Source organism: Mesorhizobium sp. P2_E10 (assembly GCF_056404235.1).
The window spans coordinates 33,138-48,388 of the sequence record NZ_JBFUEK010000011.1 but is presented as its reverse complement, the minus strand read 5'-3'; the positions used below and the strand labels follow the sequence as shown (position 1 = coordinate 48,388).

The 15,251-nt window shown below is 62.7% G+C and carries 13 protein-coding genes; 4 read left to right on the top strand and 9 right to left on the bottom strand.

Going from position 1 to position 15,251, the window contains the following annotated elements; genetic code table 11:
- Positions 1 to 14: 14 nt before the first annotated feature.
- On the top strand, positions 15 to 1,469 hold the full coding sequence (locus AC1D0N_RS24305) for a glutamate synthase subunit beta (RefSeq protein ID WP_477248451.1): 1,455 nt from the start codon (positions 15 to 17) through the stop codon (positions 1,467 to 1,469).
- Here the strand turns inward: AC1D0N_RS24305 and AC1D0N_RS24300 are convergent.
- Together AC1D0N_RS24300 and AC1D0N_RS24295 are read right to left on the bottom strand one after the other, a co-directional pair.
- Positions 1,466 to 2,683: an SGNH/GDSL hydrolase family protein gene (locus AC1D0N_RS24300; protein ID WP_477248449.1), complete on the bottom strand. Its 1,218-nt coding sequence runs from the start codon at positions 2,681 to 2,683 to the stop codon at positions 1,466 to 1,468. The two genes, AC1D0N_RS24305 and AC1D0N_RS24300, sit on opposite strands and share 4 nt — an antisense overlap.
- A 53-nt stretch (positions 2,684 to 2,736) precedes the next feature.
- Complete coding sequence (locus AC1D0N_RS24295; protein ID WP_477248447.1) at positions 2,737 to 3,960, bottom strand: lytic murein transglycosylase; 1,224 nt, start codon at positions 3,958 to 3,960, stop codon at positions 2,737 to 2,739.
- A gap of 210 nt (positions 3,961 to 4,170) precedes the next feature.
- Between AC1D0N_RS24295 and galU the strand changes: the two genes are divergently transcribed.
- On the top strand, positions 4,171 to 5,073 hold the full coding sequence (gene galU / locus AC1D0N_RS24290) for a UTP--glucose-1-phosphate uridylyltransferase GalU (RefSeq protein ID WP_477248445.1): 903 nt from the start codon (positions 4,171 to 4,173) through the stop codon (positions 5,071 to 5,073).
- Positions 5,074 to 5,079: 6 nt separating this feature from the next.
- On the opposite strand, the gene AC1D0N_RS24285 is transcribed toward galU, so the two are convergent.
- The gene (locus AC1D0N_RS24285) at positions 5,080 to 6,855 is read right to left on the bottom strand and encodes an outer membrane beta-barrel protein (RefSeq protein WP_477248443.1); all 1,776 of its coding nucleotides are present in this window, start codon (positions 6,853 to 6,855) and stop codon (positions 5,080 to 5,082) included.
- An 87-nt stretch (positions 6,856 to 6,942) separates the two neighbouring features.
- On the opposite strand from AC1D0N_RS24285, the gene AC1D0N_RS24280 reads away from it, so the two are divergent.
- Together AC1D0N_RS24280 and AC1D0N_RS24275 are read left to right on the top strand one after the other, a co-directional pair.
- Positions 6,943 to 7,080, top strand: a complete 138-nt coding sequence (locus tag AC1D0N_RS24280; RefSeq protein ID WP_477248441.1) for a hypothetical protein — start codon at positions 6,943 to 6,945, stop codon at positions 7,078 to 7,080.
- Between the two features lie 51 nt (positions 7,081 to 7,131).
- Positions 7,132 to 8,133, top strand: a complete 1,002-nt coding sequence (locus AC1D0N_RS24275; protein WP_477248439.1) for a KpsF/GutQ family sugar-phosphate isomerase — start codon at positions 7,132 to 7,134, stop codon at positions 8,131 to 8,133.
- A 3-nt stretch (positions 8,134 to 8,136) separates the two neighbouring features.
- Here the strand turns inward: AC1D0N_RS24275 and AC1D0N_RS24270 are convergent, their stop codons facing one another.
- The 6 genes from AC1D0N_RS24270 to AC1D0N_RS24245 form a co-directional block, all read right to left on the bottom strand.
- Positions 8,137 to 8,601, bottom strand: coding sequence for an NfeD family protein (locus tag AC1D0N_RS24270; protein ID WP_477248437.1), 465 nt, complete (start codon positions 8,599 to 8,601; stop codon positions 8,137 to 8,139).
- Positions 8,602 to 8,638: 37 nt separating this feature from the next.
- Positions 8,639 to 9,589 carry an SPFH domain-containing protein gene (locus AC1D0N_RS24265; protein WP_477248435.1) on the bottom strand — a complete coding sequence of 317 codons (951 nt, stop codon included), beginning with the start codon at positions 9,587 to 9,589 and terminating at the stop codon, positions 8,639 to 8,641.
- A 138-nt stretch (positions 9,590 to 9,727) separates the two neighbouring features.
- On the bottom strand, positions 9,728 to 10,792 hold the full coding sequence (gene hemH, locus AC1D0N_RS24260; RefSeq protein WP_477248434.1) for a ferrochelatase: 1,065 nt from the start codon (positions 10,790 to 10,792) through the stop codon (positions 9,728 to 9,730).
- 158 nt (positions 10,793 to 10,950) lie between these two features.
- Positions 10,951 to 13,020, bottom strand: a complete 2,070-nt coding sequence (locus AC1D0N_RS24255; RefSeq protein WP_477248432.1) for a 5'-nucleotidase C-terminal domain-containing protein — start codon at positions 13,018 to 13,020, stop codon at positions 10,951 to 10,953.
- A 204-nt stretch (positions 13,021 to 13,224) separates the two neighbouring features.
- On the bottom strand, positions 13,225 to 13,602 hold the full coding sequence (omp10, locus tag AC1D0N_RS24250) for an outer membrane lipoprotein Omp10 (protein ID WP_477248430.1): 378 nt from the start codon (positions 13,600 to 13,602) through the stop codon (positions 13,225 to 13,227).
- Between the two features lie 85 nt (positions 13,603 to 13,687).
- Positions 13,688 to 15,133, bottom strand: coding sequence for a homospermidine synthase (locus AC1D0N_RS24245; RefSeq protein WP_477248428.1), 1,446 nt, complete (start codon positions 15,131 to 15,133; stop codon positions 13,688 to 13,690).
- Between the last annotated feature and the right edge of the window lie 118 nt (positions 15,134 to 15,251).

Here is a 15,251-nt window from a genome sequence, read left to right as displayed (position 1 = left end):
GCAGGAACTGGACTATGGGCAAGGTAACAGGCTTTCTCGAAATCGACCGGCAGGTGCACAAGTACCAGCCGGCCTCCGACCGCATCCGGCATTTCCGCGAGTTCACGCTGCCGATGTCGGACAAGGAGGTCGAGAAACAGGCCGCGCGCTGCATGGATTGCGGCATTCCGTTCTGCCACGGGCCGACCGGCTGCCCTATCCACAACCAGATCCCGGACTGGAACGACCTCGTCTACAACGGCGACTGGGACAATGCGATCCGCAACCTGCACTCGACCAACAATTTCCCTGAGTTCACCGGCCGTATCTGCCCGGCGCCTTGCGAGGAAGCCTGCACGCTGAACCTCGAGGACATTCCGGTCGCCATCAAGACCGTCGAGCAGGCGATCGCCGACAAGGCTTATGAGACCGGTCATATCCGGCCCTATCCGCCGGAAAAGAAGACGGGAAAACGCGTCGCCATCATCGGTTCGGGACCGGCCGGCATGGCAGCTGCCCAACAGCTGGGCCGCGCCGGCCATGACGTCCATGTCTATGAGCGCGAGAGCCGGCCGGGCGGGCTGATGCGCTACGGCATTCCCGACTTCAAGATCGAGAAGCACTATATCGACCGGCGCATCGAGCAGATGCAGGGCGAGGGCGTGACGTTCTATTGCGGCGTCAATGTCGGCGTCGACAAGAAGGTCAGCGAACTGCTCGCCGAATATGATGCGGTGCTCTATTGCGGCGGTTCGGAAACACCGCGCGCGGCCGGCATTCCCGGTGACGATCTCGACGGCGTGCATGATGCGATGCCGTATCTGGTGCAGCAGAACAAGCGCGTCGGCGGCGAGCCGATCCAGTCGGTGGCTTGGCACTCGGGGCCGATCGTCGCCGGCGGCCAGCATGTCGTCGTCGTCGGTGGCGGCGATACCGCCTCCGATTGCGTCGGCACCGCCTTTCGCCAGGGCGCCGTGCGCGTCACCCAGCTCGACATCCGCCCGCAGCCGCCGGAAAAGGAAGACAAGCTCTCGGTCTGGCCTTACTGGGCAACCAAGATGCGCACGTCGTCGTCGCAGGCCGAAGGCGCCGAGCGCGAATTCCAGGTGGCGACGCTCGAATTCATCGGCGAAGAGGGCCAGCTGACCGGCGTCAAATGCTGTGAGGTCGACGACAAGCGCAAGCCGATCGCCGGCACCGAATTCGTCATCCGTGCCGATCTCGCCTTCATCGCCATCGGCTTTGCCGGACCGACCACTGCCGGACTGGTGTCGGAGCTGGATGGTCAGATGAAGATCGTCACCGACAGCCGCCGTTCGAAAAACGTCGAGGCCAACGATCGCGACTACAAGACCAGCGTCGACAGGCTCTATGCGGCGGGCGACGTACGGCGCGGCCAGTCGCTGGTCGTCTGGGCGATCCGTGAGGGTCGCCAGGCGGCGCGCTCGATCGACGAGGCACTGATGGGATCGACTGTTCTGCCCCGCTAAGGGTTGATCGCCGTCGTCGTGTCGCCGGCGGCCGCTGTCGCGGGCTGGGTCTTGGGCGGCCAGGAAAAATCGTCGGCGCGGCCGGGCGAGGCAGCGGGCGCCTTGCCCTCGACGACCAGTTTTTCGCCGGGCAGGTTCACATCGGCCTTTACCGGTGGCGCTGCACCGAGAAGTTCCGAACCGCCGTCGAGCGCCGGATCGCTGAGCAGCATCGGCACGGTGCGGTCGACCACGATGGGGGCAGCTATCGGCGACGGCACTTCGACCGGGGCGCCAGCCGGTGCGGACGCCGTCACCACACCACCGGGTGCCGTCAGCCCAAGGATCTTCATCAGCGGCTTTTCGGTATAGAAGGCGAGCTTGCGCTTGCCGGCCTTCGACACGTTGATGCCGTCATCGGAGCGCAGGCGCACCGCCTGGCCGTTAATGTCAGGTCCGGTGGTGACGAAGGCGCCGTTCTCGTCGACGAATCCATCCCAGATGTCGACGAACTCACCGCCACCGCTTTCGGCCGCCGAATGATAGATGTCGTTGAAGGCCAGCATGTCGGAAGTCATTCTCGGCACCCGGAAAGCCGGCATGCCAACCCACAGGAAGGGCACCTTGGTCGACGCTATGGCCTTGCCCAGCGCATCGGCCCGGCGTTCATATTCCTTGGTCCAGTTCTCGGATCGCGGCTGTTCGCGCACATCGTTGACGCGCATCTGCTGGCGGTCGTTGGAGCCGAGCATGACGACCACGACCGCGGGCTTCTCGGTCTCAATCAACGACTTGATCTGTTCGGGCCAGTTGTAGAAATCATCCCGCACGAAACCGGACGAACCGTTGGCGCGAACGACGATCCTGACGCCGGGATTTTCGGCAAAGGCAGTATCGAGGCCTTCCGCAAGGCCGCTTGCCATGAAATCGCCGACCACCAGAACCACACGGGCATCCGGTGTTTTCTCGACAATCGGTATTGCCGGTTCGGCCGGTGGGCGAGGCGCCTTCTTTCTTGGCTTGGGCCGCGGCTTCTGGATGTCGAGCGGCGGCTCGACCCGCTCACTTCTGCGCGGGAACAACAGGTCGCGCAGCGACCAACCCCGGTTTTGTTGTTCCTGCGCCATGGCCGGCGTGTGAAAGGTGCTGGCGGTGGCGACCGCCAAAACGGCAATGGCCAGAATCAGGATCGGCATGCGACGGACGATGACCCGGATACACGCGACCGAAACCAATCACCCTCTCCATCCCTGGCGCATGACCCCGAAATCGGGATCGCGCGGCGGCTCTATTTTTGTCGGAGCCATTTGAGCACTTCCATGCTCGGATACCCGTCCTGGGTCAAGCCGACCTTTGCTTGATAGGTCATGATGGCGGTTTTGGTGCCATCACCGATCTTGCCGTCGAACTTGCCGTCGTAAAGCCCGTGCTGCGAAAGCCGCTTCTGCAGCTCCTGCCTTTCCTCGAAGCTGAGCTTGGTAAAGGGCCGTTTCCAGTCCTGCACGAGACCACTGGAGCCGGCGATTTCGTCGGCAAGAAGACCGACGGCCAGCGCATACTTATCGGCGTTGTTGTAGGCCTTGATGACCGAGAAATTCTTGATCATCAGGAAGGCTGGGCCACCGCGGCCGTCCGGCACCTTCAGCGTCGCCTTGTCGGCAACGTTCTTGAACGGCATGCCATTGGCCCTGACGACGCCGAGCGCCTGCCATTGCGCCAGCGTCTTCGAGCCGCCGGGAAGCTTGCCCGCCGGCAGCGTGACCTCGTAGCCCCAGGTCTTGCCGGCCTGCCAGCCATTCTTCTTCAGCAGATTGGCGGCGGTCGCCAGCGCATCGGGGATCGAATTCCAGATGTCGCGCTTGCCATTGCCGTCCATGTCGACGGCATAGTGCTGATAGCTGGTCGGAATGAACTGGGTGTGGCCCATGGCGCCGGCCCAGGATCCGCTCAGATGGCTTTCGTCGATGTCGCCCGTCTGCAGGATCTTCAGCGCCGCGATTAGCTGGGTGCGGGCGAATTTCCCCCTTTTCGGGTCGGCATAGGCCAAGGTCGCCAGCGAGCGCACGACATTGCGCATGATGTCGTCGCGCTTGAGGATTTCGCCATAGTTCGATTCCATCGACCAGATGGCGAGCAGGATGTCGCGGTCGACGCCGAACCTTGCCTCGATGCGGTCGAGCCAGGGCTTCCATTTCTTCGCCATCTGCTGGCCGACGGCGACCGACTGGTCATGGACGCGGTTGTCAAAATAATCCCAGGCCGGCGCGGTGAATTCAGGCTGCGTGCGCGCCTTTTCCAGCACCACCGGGTCGATATCCCTGATATCCTTGAACGCCTGGTCATAGACGGCGCCGGAAACGCCGCCTTGCACGGCTGTGGCGCGGAAGCCGGCGACCCATTGCCGGAAGCCGGCATCGGCAAAAGCCGGTCCGGCCGGCATCAGCAAGGCAAGCGAGAGGCTGGCGGCCGTCATGACGCTGGTGAAAAGTTTTGCGGCATTGCGAACGGACATCTTTTCCTCCTTCATTATCTCAGGAAGATCATTCATCGCCGAACCCGGTTAGGAATTAGTTTACCATAGGAGCCGTTGGGAACGAAAAGACGCGTCGTTGCTTTTACGCACTGCCAGTTTCTCACCAGTCCTTCCGTAATCCTCGATTCCGGCGTGAAAATGTCTCGGAGCGGGATTGCGGAGCAGGCCCTCAAACGGATAATTGACAGCATGAAGAGAGTTCGCAAGGCAGTTTTCCCGGTCGCCGGTCTCGGCACGCGGTTTCTCCCGGCCACCAAGGCCATCCCCAAGGAAATGCTGACCGTCGTCGACAGACCGGTCATCCAGTATGTTGTCGATGAGGCGCGCGAGGCTGGCATCGAGCATTTCATCTTCGTCACCGGCCGCAACAAGGCGGTCATCGAAGACCATTTCGACGTCCAATTCGAGCTCTACGACACGCTCGCGCAGCGCGGCAAGGACGACCAGCTCGCCCGCCTGCAGCGGCTGCAGCCGGCACCGGGACAGACCAGCTTTACCCGCCAGCAGGTGCCGATGGGGCTCGGCCACGCCGTCTGGTGCGCGCGCGAACTGGTCGGCGACGAGCCCTTCGCGCTGTTATTGCCCGACATGATCATGCAGTCAGAAAAGAGCTGCATGAAGGAAATGGTGGAGCTCTACGAGGAAACCGGCAACAACATCATCGCCGTGCAGGAATGCGACCCGGCCGAGGCGCACAAATACGGCATTGTCGGCCGCGGCGAGGATACGCATCACGGTTTCCGCATCACCGGGATGGTGGAGAAGCCGAAGACCGGCACCGCACCGTCCAATCTCTACATCAACGGCCGCTATATCCTGCAGCCGGAGATCTTTGGCATTCTCGAAGGTCAGGAAAAGGGCGCCGGCAACGAGATCCAGCTCACCGACGCGATGCTGAAACTGGAAAAGCAGCAGCCCTTCTATGGCTACCACTACCAGGGCCGCACCTTCGATTGTGGTTCGCCCGAAGGTTTCGTCGAGGCCAATGTGGCCTTCGCGCTGTGGCGCAGCGACATGAACGAGAACATGTCGGGCGTCATCCGTACGCTGCTCGATGAGATAAAACCGTCGGAACGGCGCGGCGCCGCTTAAGACTTCCTACCGCTGCAGCTTCAGGCCGAGGTAGATGCTGTTGGCGGTGTAGTTGCGCCCGGGCAGGTTGCTGGTCAGCTTTTCGGTGCGGGCGCGGCTGGTGAGGCCGACATAGCGGTTCAGCCACCATGTCAGGCCGGCCTCGGCGCTCAGCGTCAGGTCGTGCCCGTCGGAGCCGGTGTAATCGCGCCAGTCGAGGCCCAGAGCCGCGTTTCCAGTCAAGTTGGCGCGAATCTGCCGCTCACCGGTGAGGCATCCGGAATAGAGGATATCGCCGCTTTCGTTGGCGGCCGTGGTGCCTTCGGCGGTGGTCTTCCCGGTGAGGCCGATAATGGTGCCGCGCTCGGGCGACCATTTGAGGTCGGCATTCACGGTTGCGCCAGAGATCGCCGCCAGACGGTCGTCGTCGATCGCTTCCCTGAGCCAGCCGGCGGAGAATTCGCCGGTCAGCTTCTCGCCCATATCGAGTTCGACCCCGGCACGCGCGCCGAGGCGGGTGGACGACCGTTCGAAGCCGCCCGAATCGACGCGCAGATCATAGGCACGGCGGCCGACTTCGACCTCGGCGAAAGGCGTGATCGCGGGCGAGATCTCGTAGCCGGTGCGCAAGGTGGCGGTATACAGCGTCGAGTTGCGGTCTTTCTGCGACAGCACAGTGCCGTCTGTCAGCTCGGCGTCGCCATAGATGTCGTGAGAGACCGCGCCGGTCAGCGCGAAGCGCAGCTTGCCGACGTCCTTCTCGACGCCCAGGCTGCCGTCGATGGTCTGGCGGATCGGCTGCGATTTGACACCGGCAATGGCGTCGGGCGAGGAGGCTGATTCCGGCGCAATTTCGTAGCCGAGCTTGGCGATGGCGCGCAGTTCATTGTCGAGATCGACGTTTAGGGTGCCTTCGATGCGGCCGCGCCCTTCATTGATCTTCTTGCCCGAAATGGTGTTGCGGAAGTTGCCGTATCCGTCGATGACCGCCGAATTCTCGCGCCAGTCAGAGGCGGCGGAAAAACGCAGCGCTGTTTCGGACAGCACTGCCGACGTCCCGCCACTGCTGGAATCGGCATTCGACGTTGCGGTCACGCCTTGCTCAAGCGTCGGCCGGAGCAGGAAGGAGCCAACCTTGATGCCGGGTGCGGCGTAGGGATCTTCTTCGGGCTTCTTCTTCAGGCCCTCGATGGAGCCGGTGCGCTCGGCGCCGGGATCGAGCTTCTGCCGGTCGGCGCTGTCGACGGTGAGGGCACGGCGATTGGCTGTGTCCTGGTCGGTGTCGTCTGCCGCTGCGTCGGTCGAAGTGGTTCCGGTCGTGGTAGGGTCCGTTGCCTTGCCGAGCTTCTTCTTGTCGGCGGCCTTGTCTTTAGCCTTGTCCGCATCGGCGGCGCGCTGTTTTGCGGTCGACGGCCGGCGCGGCTTAGCTGGGGGTGGATTGTCGCCAAAACTGCCATCGCTGGCCGCCAGCGGATCGAAGATGCTGCCGGTCGCGGGCGTGGCGCCGGTGTCATCCGGCACGGCGCCGGCACTTGCCGGCAGATAGGTCGTCGGGGTTGGCGGGTTGGCCTGAGCGGCTGCATCGGCTGCTGCCTGATCTTGAGATCCGGCCGCGTTCAGCTGTCTCACCTTGCGCTGCTGGTCAAACAGGATCGCCGATTCCGAAACCTCGCCGCGAAGCTCGGTCTCCTGGGCGCAAAGCGATGTTGGCCGCAGCAAAGCGAAAACGCTGGCGGCCAGCAGCAGTGCGCTGATGGCTTTGCCGTTTCGACCTCTTTTGCTTTCAGGCTGGGCCCGCGACATCGTCACCACTGCTTGCGCGGCGCAAGCGCGCCATACTTACCGAACCGTAAATGGGGATGGTTAACGGAGGGTTGAGGCGGCGGGCCAATGACCCTTAAAGCGCTGATGTCCGAAGGGATTCATGCGGCGCGCTTCAAGCTTCCTGTTTTCGTTCAGCTCGCCGTCCCAAAACCGCTGCATGGCCTTGGTGCAGGCCTGGGGCAGGCCTTTGGGCGACAGGCGTGAGGTGGCATTTCTGTTGGACAGGCGAGCGCCAAAGCGCTAATCGCATCAGCCATGCATGCGGGATCCCCAGAAAAGAAGCGGCTGAACAAGCAAGCTTCGATAGAATCGGCGCTCAGGACGGTGGCAACCGAGCAGGCCGGTGTGGCGGCTCTGGCCGCGGCGCTCGAAAATGGGCTGTCCGAACCGTTCGCGCGCGCCGTCGATATCGTGTCGCAGGCCAGAGGCCGCGTCATCGTCACCGGCGTCGGCAAGAGTGGCCATATCGGCTCCAAGATCGCCGCGACGCTCGCCTCGACCGGCACGCCGGCCTTCTTTGTCCATCCGTCCGAGGCCAATCACGGCGACCTCGGCATGATCGCCAGGGACGACGCCATCATCGCCATGTCGTGGTCGGGCGAGAGCAAGGAGCTCAACGGCATCATCGCCTATTCCAGGCGTTTCTCGATCCCGCTGGTCGCGATCACCGCCGGCGAGACATCGGCGCTGGCGCGCGAGGCGGACGTGGTGCTGTTGCTGCCGCGCGCGCCCGAAGCCTGCCCGCACGGCCTTGCGCCGACCACGTCGACGCTGCTGCAACTGGTGATCGGCGATGCGTTGGCCATTGCGCTGCTCGAAGCACGCGGCTTCACCCCGGACCATTTCCGCACCTTCCATCCCGGCGGCCAGCTCGGCGCCAATCTGACCATGGTCTCCGAGATCATGCGGGTCGGCGACCAGATTCCGCTGGCCGTGCTCGGCACCAAGATGCCGGAAGCGGTCATGACGCTGTCGAAGAAGAAGGTCGGCTGCGTCTTGATCGTCGATACGAATGGTGAATTGGCCGGTATCATCACCGACGGTGACGTGGCGCGCAATCTGCACCGTAACCTGGCCAACGTCATCGTCGATGAGGTCATGACCCGCACGCCCAAGACGATCGATCCGCAGACGCTAGCCGGTACGGCGATCGCGCTCCTCAACGACTACAATATCGGCGCGCTGGTGGTGACCAAAAACAACATGCCGCTGGGCGTGGTTCATTTCCACGACCTGTTGCGCATCGGCGCGGCCTGAAATTCAGACCCGCTCGACCGTCAACTCCAGATCTGTGTCGGCGGAACTGACTACACGCACCTGCGTGCCGGCCGGCAGGTCGGGACCGGAGACGCGCCACAGCGTGTCGCCGAGCTTTATGCGGCCGCGACCATCCTTGATCGGCTCGGCAAGGGTAGCCATCTTGCCGACCATCTGGGCGCCGCGGCGGTTGAGCAGCGGCTGGTCGGTCGTGTCATTGCGCCCGCCGACCAGCTTCTTGCCGACGAAGGCAGAGACCAGCGACAGCGCCAGGAAGGCGAGAACCTGGATTTCCCAGGTCCAGAAGCCGGTATCCCAGATCAGCAGTGAGACCACGCCGATCAGCAGCGCGGCAATACCGATCCACAGCATGAAGATGCCTGGCGCGATGACTTCCATCACCAGCAGGACGAAGCCCAGAACCATCCAATTCCACGGACCAAGTTCGGAAATGATGCGGTCGAACATGGGAGTGCGCTCCTATGATCTCAATTGTCGCCTGATCTCAGTTATCGCTTGGGCGAACCACCGGTGGGCGGGCGGCCTGCCGCGCGGCGCCGGCCGTGCCTTCGCTGCGGAACACCTCCTTGGCGATCTCGCTTATGCCGCCGAGCGTGCCGATCAGCGCCGAGGCTTCCATCGGCATCAGCACGACCTTGCTGTTGTTGGCGGTGCCGATCTTGCCCATCGCTTCGGTGTATTTCAGAGCGACGAAGTAGTTGAGCGCCTGCACGTCGCCCTTGGAGATGGCTTCCGACACGACCTGCGTGGCGCGGGCTTCGGCCTCGGCGGAACGCTCGCGCGCCTCGGCGTCGCGGAAGGCGGCTTCCTTGCGGCCCTCGGCCTCAAGAATCTGCGATTGCTTGAGACCTTCGGCGGCGAGGATCTGCGCGCGCTTGTTGCGTTCGGCGGTCATCTGGCGGCCCATCGATTCGATGAGGTTGGCCGGCGGGTTGATGTCCTTGATTTCGACGCGGGTGATCTTGATGCCCCACGGGTGCGCCGCCTCGTCAACGACGCGCAGCAGGCGCTCGTTGATGGCGTCGCGGTTGGACAGCAGTTCGTCGAGGTCCATCGAGCCCATGACGGTACGGATGTTGGTCATCGTCAGGTTGAGGATGGCGTTCTGCAGGCCTGAGACCTGATAGGCTGCCTGCGCCGCGTTGAGGATCTGGTAGAAGGCGATGCCGTCGACACCCACTATGGCGTTGTCGCGGGTGATGATTTCCTGGCTCGGAACGTCGAGCACCTGCTCCATCATGTTCATCTTGGCGCCGATACGGTCGACGAACGGCGTAATGAAATTGAGACCGGGGCTCAGTGTCTTGGTGTAGCGACCAAAGCGCTCCACCGTATAATTGTAGCCTTGCGGGATTGTCCTGATGCCTTTGATAAGCAGCACCAACACCAGAAAGGCAAGCGCACCAATCGCAATGCCGAAACCACTGAAATCCATTTGGCTCTCCCTCAGACGCCGGCCACGGAGACGTTTCCGTGCTACCGACTTCACCAAACACTTAAGTGTGTTTCAACAATGTTACAATCTGGTGATCGCGAAATGTCTATGCACAGCTGATTGCGGGAGGCGTCGGCTTCAGATCCAACCCGACAGTTCGCGCCGCACCATCGCTTCGATCACCGCCATGCCTTCCACACTGTCGTTGAGGCAAGGGATATGGGCGAATTTCTCGCCGCCGGCGTGATGGAAGGTTTCGGCCGCCTCGCGGCCGATTTCGTCCAGTGTCTCGATGCAGTCGACGGAAAAGCCCGGATTCACGATGGCGATCGACTTCACGCCGTCATGGCCGAGTTTCTCGACCGTCTTGTCGGTGTAGGGCTGCAGCCACTCCTGCGCGCCGAAACGCGACTGGAAGGTGGTGATCAGCTTCTTGTCGCTCCAGCCGAGCCTTTCGCGCAGCAGGCGCGTCGTCTTCACGCAGTGGCAGTGGTAGGGATCGCCCTTTTCGAAATAGGGTTTTGGGATGCCGTGATAGGAGGCGATGACCACCTCCGGTTCGAAGTCGAGCGACGCCAGATGCCGTTCGATCGAACGGGCGAGCGCCTCGATATAGACCGGCTCGTCATAGTAGGGCGGCACGCTGCGGATGGCTGGGGCTGCCCGCATCTTCATCAGCGCGCGAAACAGCTGGTCGTTGGCGGTCGCCGTCGTCGTCGCCGAATATTGCGGATAGAGCGGGAAGCAAAGGATGCGGTCGCAGCCTTGCTCGATCAGCTTTTTGGCGACGCTCTCGGTCGAAGGATTGCCGTAGCGCATCGCCCAGTCGACGACGACATTGGGCAGGTCGTGCAACGCCTGACCAAGCTTTTCGCCCTGGGCGCGGGTGAAGGTGCGCAGCGGCGACTCGTTGCGCTCCCGGTTCCAGATCCTGGCGTAGTTGGCGCCGGACTTCTTCGGCCTTGTGGTCAGAACCAGGCCGTAGAGGATCGGATACCAGATCGCCCTGTTGAGCTCGATGACGCGCGGGTCGGACAGGAATTCCCTGAGATAGCGCCACATCGGCTTGAAATCGGTGCCGTCAGGCGTGCCGAGATTGACCAGCATGACGCCGATCTTGCCGGTTCTGACCGGCGGATGCCCTGCCGGCAGCGGGCCGAGCGCCTTCGCGGCTTTGGGATCGACAGGCGTGGTAAGCGTCATAAAGATCTCCCGACACCGCGCGAAACCGGCGATGTCGCGGCGAAACTAGCGATGCGGCGCGAGTTTTCAATGCTGCGTCTGGCCGCACCTTAGCCTGAAAGCAGAAAACCCGCCCGGTTTCCCGGACGGGTTTTGCCAGTCGCAAGGCGCGAGCGCTGTTACTTCGGCGGAATGGTCAAGGTCGCGCCGACGGGAAGCCGGCGTGGCTCGTAGCCCTTGTTGGCCTCGGAGATCACCTTCCATTTGGTGCCATCGCCATAGGCCTGCTTGGCCAGGTCCCAATAGGTATCGCCGGCAACGATGACATGGCTGGCTTCAGCGGGAGCGGCCTCGGCCGGCTTTGCCGGCTCGGCCGGAGGCGGTGCTGGTGTCGCCGGCGCAGGGGCAGCCTCGGCTGGCTTGGCCGGTTCGGCGGGCGCCGGTGTCGCCGGCGCGGTTTCCGCCGGGACCGTTGGCGGTGTTGCAGCGATGTCGCTTGAACCAGCCGGCGGCGCAGGCAAGGCCGGCTCGGCGGGTGCCGCTTCAGCCGGTTTTGCCGGTTCTGCAGCCGGAGCTGGCGCAGCCTCCGCGGGCTTGGCCGGTTCGGCGGCGGGAGCCGCAGGCGCCGCGGCAACCGTGGCGGCGATCTCGGTGATGCGGCCGTCGAGCTTTGGCGTGTAGGGCTTGTGCGCGCCAAGATAGTCGGCAACCACCTGTTCGAGGCCCGGACCGAAGTCATAGGCGTTCTTGGCCTTCTCGGCGAAGATCTTGTAGCCGTCGCCGCCCTGGCGGACATAATTGTTGGTGGCGACCAGATAGTCCTTGTCCGGATTGATCGGCGTCCAGGCGCCACCTTCCATGACCTCGACCGACTTGACGCGGCCGGCATTGGGCGCGACCGACTTGTCGAACGAATATTTCAGGCCGGCGACCTGCGGGAAGCGCCCGGCACCGTCCTCGAGCTGGCTGAGGCCGCTTTCCAGCCCGGCGACCAGATCCTTGCCGGAAATCTGGAAGGTCGCCAGCGTGTTCTGGAACGGCAGCACGGTCAGCACCTCGCCCATGGTGATGGTGCCCTGGTCGATCGAGGCGCGCAGGCCGCCGCCATTCGAGATGACGATCTCGACGCCCTGGCCCTTGACGCGGTCGAGGATCGCATCGGAGACGAGGTTGCCCATCTCGCATTCGCGGGCGCGGCAATTTTCGCGGCTGCCGTCGATCGCCTTGGTGGTCTCGGCGACCTCCTTGTTCTTCAATGCCTCGATCGGCGCGCCAAGCTCCTTGATGCGGGCAAGCACGGCAGGATCGGGCGTGATCGACTTGTCGAGGAAGATCGGGTCACCGCTGGCTTCCTTGACGTTGCCATTGTCGTCGAACACGACCTTGAACTCGCCGAGATATTTCGAATAGGACGCCGCCTGGACGACCGGAACCTTGTAGCCGTCCGGATTGTCGACCATCGTGGGGTAGGGGCCTTCGGCCTTCGGGTCGGTGTTAGACAAAAGCGAATGGCTGTGGCCGCCGACGACAATGTCGATGCCCGGGATCTTGGCGATGACGTCGCGTTCATGCTTGTAGCCGATATGGGTCACCGCGATGATCTTGTTGACGCCTTCTCCCTTCAGCTTCTCGACCTCGGCCGTGATCGACTTGACGTCATCAGCGATGGTGATGTTGGGGCCGGGCGAGGCGAGCTCCGGGGTGTCGTTGGTCACGGCGCCGATGATGCCGATCTTCTGGCCGCCGACCTCAAGTACGATCGACGGCTTGATCTTGCCCGCCGCGCCAGACTTGTCGTTGGCCACGACATTGGCGCTGACGATCGGGAACTTCGCCTTGTCAAGGTAAGGCACCAGCGCACTCTCGCCGTCGTCGAACTCGTGGTTGCCGAGCGTTACTGCGTCTGGCTTGATCTGGTTGAGGAATTCCTCCTCCGCGGTGCCCTTGTAGGTGATGTAGAACAGCGATCCCTGGAAGCTGTCGCCTGCATTGAGCAGCAGCACGTTCTGGCCTTCGAGCTTCTTGCGCTCCTGGGCGATGGCGGTGACCAGCCGGCCGGCGCCGCCAATGCACTCGCCCTTGGTCTCCTCGTCCGCCGAGCAGGTCGACTCGTATTTGTTGTTGCCTTCGATGCGGCTGTGCCAATCGTTGAAATGCAGGATGTTCAACGTGTAGTCGGCAAAGGATGCCCCGGCCGACAGGCCGAGCGTGGATGCCGACAGAGCGGCAATGGCAGCAAACTTCTTCATCTTTGTCTCCCGGATGGCCTGACCAGACGCGTTTAACGCTCTTGCTTGACTGGAGCATAACAGCCAGCTTTTCAGTCATGTTCACATCGCGTTTCTGGCGATGCAAGAAGAATCAGGGCGAGCGGAATCGGGATCGATTTGCCGGCACAAAAAAGACGGCGGCCTACGCCGCCGTCGTTTCGCAGAAGCTGTTCGAGGTCGGGCTCAGCCGCGCCTGGTCAGCACAAAGTTCTGCCCGGCGGCGCTGGTGCAATTGAGCTGATTGATGGATACCAGCAGACAGTTGAAGGCTATGGTCTGCTGCCGGATCAACGAGGTGCCGTTGATCTCGACCGAGGTGGGCCCGGTCTTGGAGTAGCTGCCATCGGCAAATTTCTCGCCGGTCTCGGCGGAAACCGTGGTGAAATTTCCGCCATTCAATGTCGACACCGCGTTGCCTTCGGCGTTCAGCCAGGAGCCTTCGACCCCCTTCGATGCAGAGGCGATCGGTGGCTCGTCAGGGCCGCCGGTCACGCAGGCGGCAAGCATCGTCGCCAAGGCGCCGGCCACGCCCATCGAAAGAACTTTGCGCGCAATCGTCATGTGAGAATCCTCTCCTCAGTCCGCATCCCTTCAATCGCCCGATTTCCGGGCGATTGCAAGGCAGTGAGGCATGCCTAGGGAAACGCTATCGAACGAGGATGTTGCGGAATTGCCACGGGTCGTTTTTGTCGAGGTCTTCGGGAAACAGGCCGGGGCGGTTATCGAGCGGCGTCCAGTCGGTATAGTAGCCCTTGACCGGTCCAAGATAGGGGCTCTGCACTTCGAGGCAGCGTCTGTAGTCCATCTCATCGGCCTCGACGATGCCGGCCTGCGGATTTTCCAGCGCCCAGACCATGCCGGCGAGAACCGCCGAGCTGACCTGCATGCCGGTGGCGTTCTGATACGGCGCCAGCTTGCGGGCGTCGGCCAGCGACAGCTGCGAGCCATACCAGTAGGCATTCTTGTCGTGGCCGTAGAGCAGCACGCCGAGCTCGTCGACACCGTCGACCAGTTCGTTTTCGTCGAGCACGTGATGCACGGGTTGCGCCTTGCCGGCGGCGCCGAACATCTCGTGCAGCGACAGCACGGCGTCATTGCACGGATGGTAGGCGTAGTGGCAGGTCGGGCGGTAGTGAACCTTGCCCTTCTTGCCACGCACGGTGAAGAAATCGGCGATCGAAATCGACTCATTATGCGTTACCAGGAAACCGTATTGCGGGCCGGGCGTCGGGCACCAGCTGCGTACGCGCGTATTGGCGCCCGGCTGCTCCAGATAGATCGCCGCCTGCGAACCGTGCTTGTGCTTCTTGCCGTTCTTCGGCATCCATTTCTCATGCGTGCCCCAGCCGAGTTCGGCCGGCTGCAGCCCTTCCGAGATGAAGCCTTCGACCGACCAGGTGTTCCAGAACACATCCATCGGCTTTGGCTTCTTGGTGCGCTGAGTGTCGCGCTCGGCGATGTGGATGCCCTTGACGCCGGCCTTCTTCATCAGTTTGGCCCAGCCTTCGCTATCCTGCTGCGCCGGTTCGGAAAACTCCAGCCCGAGATCGGTGGCGAGATTGACCAGCGCCTGCTTGACGAACCACGAGACCATGCCCGGATTGGCGCCGCAGGTGGAGATGGCGGTAGCGCCGCCCGGGTTTTCGCGCTTTTCCTCGATCATCGACTCGCGTAGCGCATAGTTGGTGCGGCTTGCATTGTCGGCCTTGGCGTCGAAATAGAAGCCGAGCCACGGCTCGACCACGGTGTCGATGTAAAGCACGCCGAGCTTGCGGCAGAGCCGCATCAGGTCGACCGAGCCGGTGTCGACCGACAGGTTGACGCAAAAGCCCTGGCCGCCGCCATTGGTCAAAAGCGGCGTCAAAAGCTTCTTGTAGTTCTTCCGGGTCACCGAATCCTGCATGAAGGTGATGCCGCGCTCGTCGAGCAATTTGCGGTCGGTGTCGCGCGGGTCGACGACCGTCATGCGCGACTTGTCGAACTTGAAATGGCGCTCGATCAGCGGCAGCGTTCCCCGTCCGATCGAGCCGAAGCCGATCATCACGACAGGGCCGGTGATCTCACCGTAAACGGGCCAATTTTCAGTCGCCATCTATCGAACACTCCTCAAAAGAACGCTTCACACCGGCCGCCTGGCCGCGGCGCGACAAACCATAGATCATTGTCACAATAAAGGAAAAAGCGGGAAATGGCCGGCTTTGCCGGGCGCC

What these genes read in the sequence shown, in the direction of transcription:
- AC1D0N_RS24305 (WP_477248451.1), top strand. Translation starts at nt 15, where the DNA reads ATGGGCAAGGTAACAGGCTTTCTCGAAATCGACCGGCAGGTGCACAAG.
- AC1D0N_RS24295 (WP_477248447.1), bottom strand. Translation starts at nt 3,960, where the DNA reads ATGTCCGTTCGCAATGCCGCAAAACTTTTCACCAGCGTCATGACGGCC.
- galU (WP_477248445.1), top strand. Translation starts at nt 4,171, where the DNA reads ATGAAGAGAGTTCGCAAGGCAGTTTTCCCGGTCGCCGGTCTCGGCACG.
- AC1D0N_RS24285 (WP_477248443.1), bottom strand. Translation starts at nt 6,855, where the DNA reads ATGTCGCGGGCCCAGCCTGAAAGCAAAAGAGGTCGAAACGGCAAAGCC.
- AC1D0N_RS24280 (WP_477248441.1), top strand. Translation starts at nt 6,943, where the DNA reads ATGACCCTTAAAGCGCTGATGTCCGAAGGGATTCATGCGGCGCGCTTC.
- AC1D0N_RS24275 (WP_477248439.1), top strand. Translation starts at nt 7,132, where the DNA reads ATGCATGCGGGATCCCCAGAAAAGAAGCGGCTGAACAAGCAAGCTTCG.
- AC1D0N_RS24270 (WP_477248437.1), bottom strand. Translation starts at nt 8,601, where the DNA reads ATGTTCGACCGCATCATTTCCGAACTTGGTCCGTGGAATTGGATGGTT.
- AC1D0N_RS24265 (WP_477248435.1), bottom strand. Translation starts at nt 9,589, where the DNA reads ATGGATTTCAGTGGTTTCGGCATTGCGATTGGTGCGCTTGCCTTTCTG.
- hemH (WP_477248434.1), bottom strand. Translation starts at nt 10,792, where the DNA reads ATGACGCTTACCACGCCTGTCGATCCCAAAGCCGCGAAGGCGCTCGGC.
- AC1D0N_RS24255 (WP_477248432.1), bottom strand. Translation starts at nt 13,020, where the DNA reads ATGAAGAAGTTTGCTGCCATTGCCGCTCTGTCGGCATCCACGCTCGGC.
- omp10 (WP_477248430.1), bottom strand. Translation starts at nt 13,602, where the DNA reads ATGACGATTGCGCGCAAAGTTCTTTCGATGGGCGTGGCCGGCGCCTTG.
- AC1D0N_RS24245 (WP_477248428.1), bottom strand. Translation starts at nt 15,133, where the DNA reads ATGGCGACTGAAAATTGGCCCGTTTACGGTGAGATCACCGGCCCTGTC.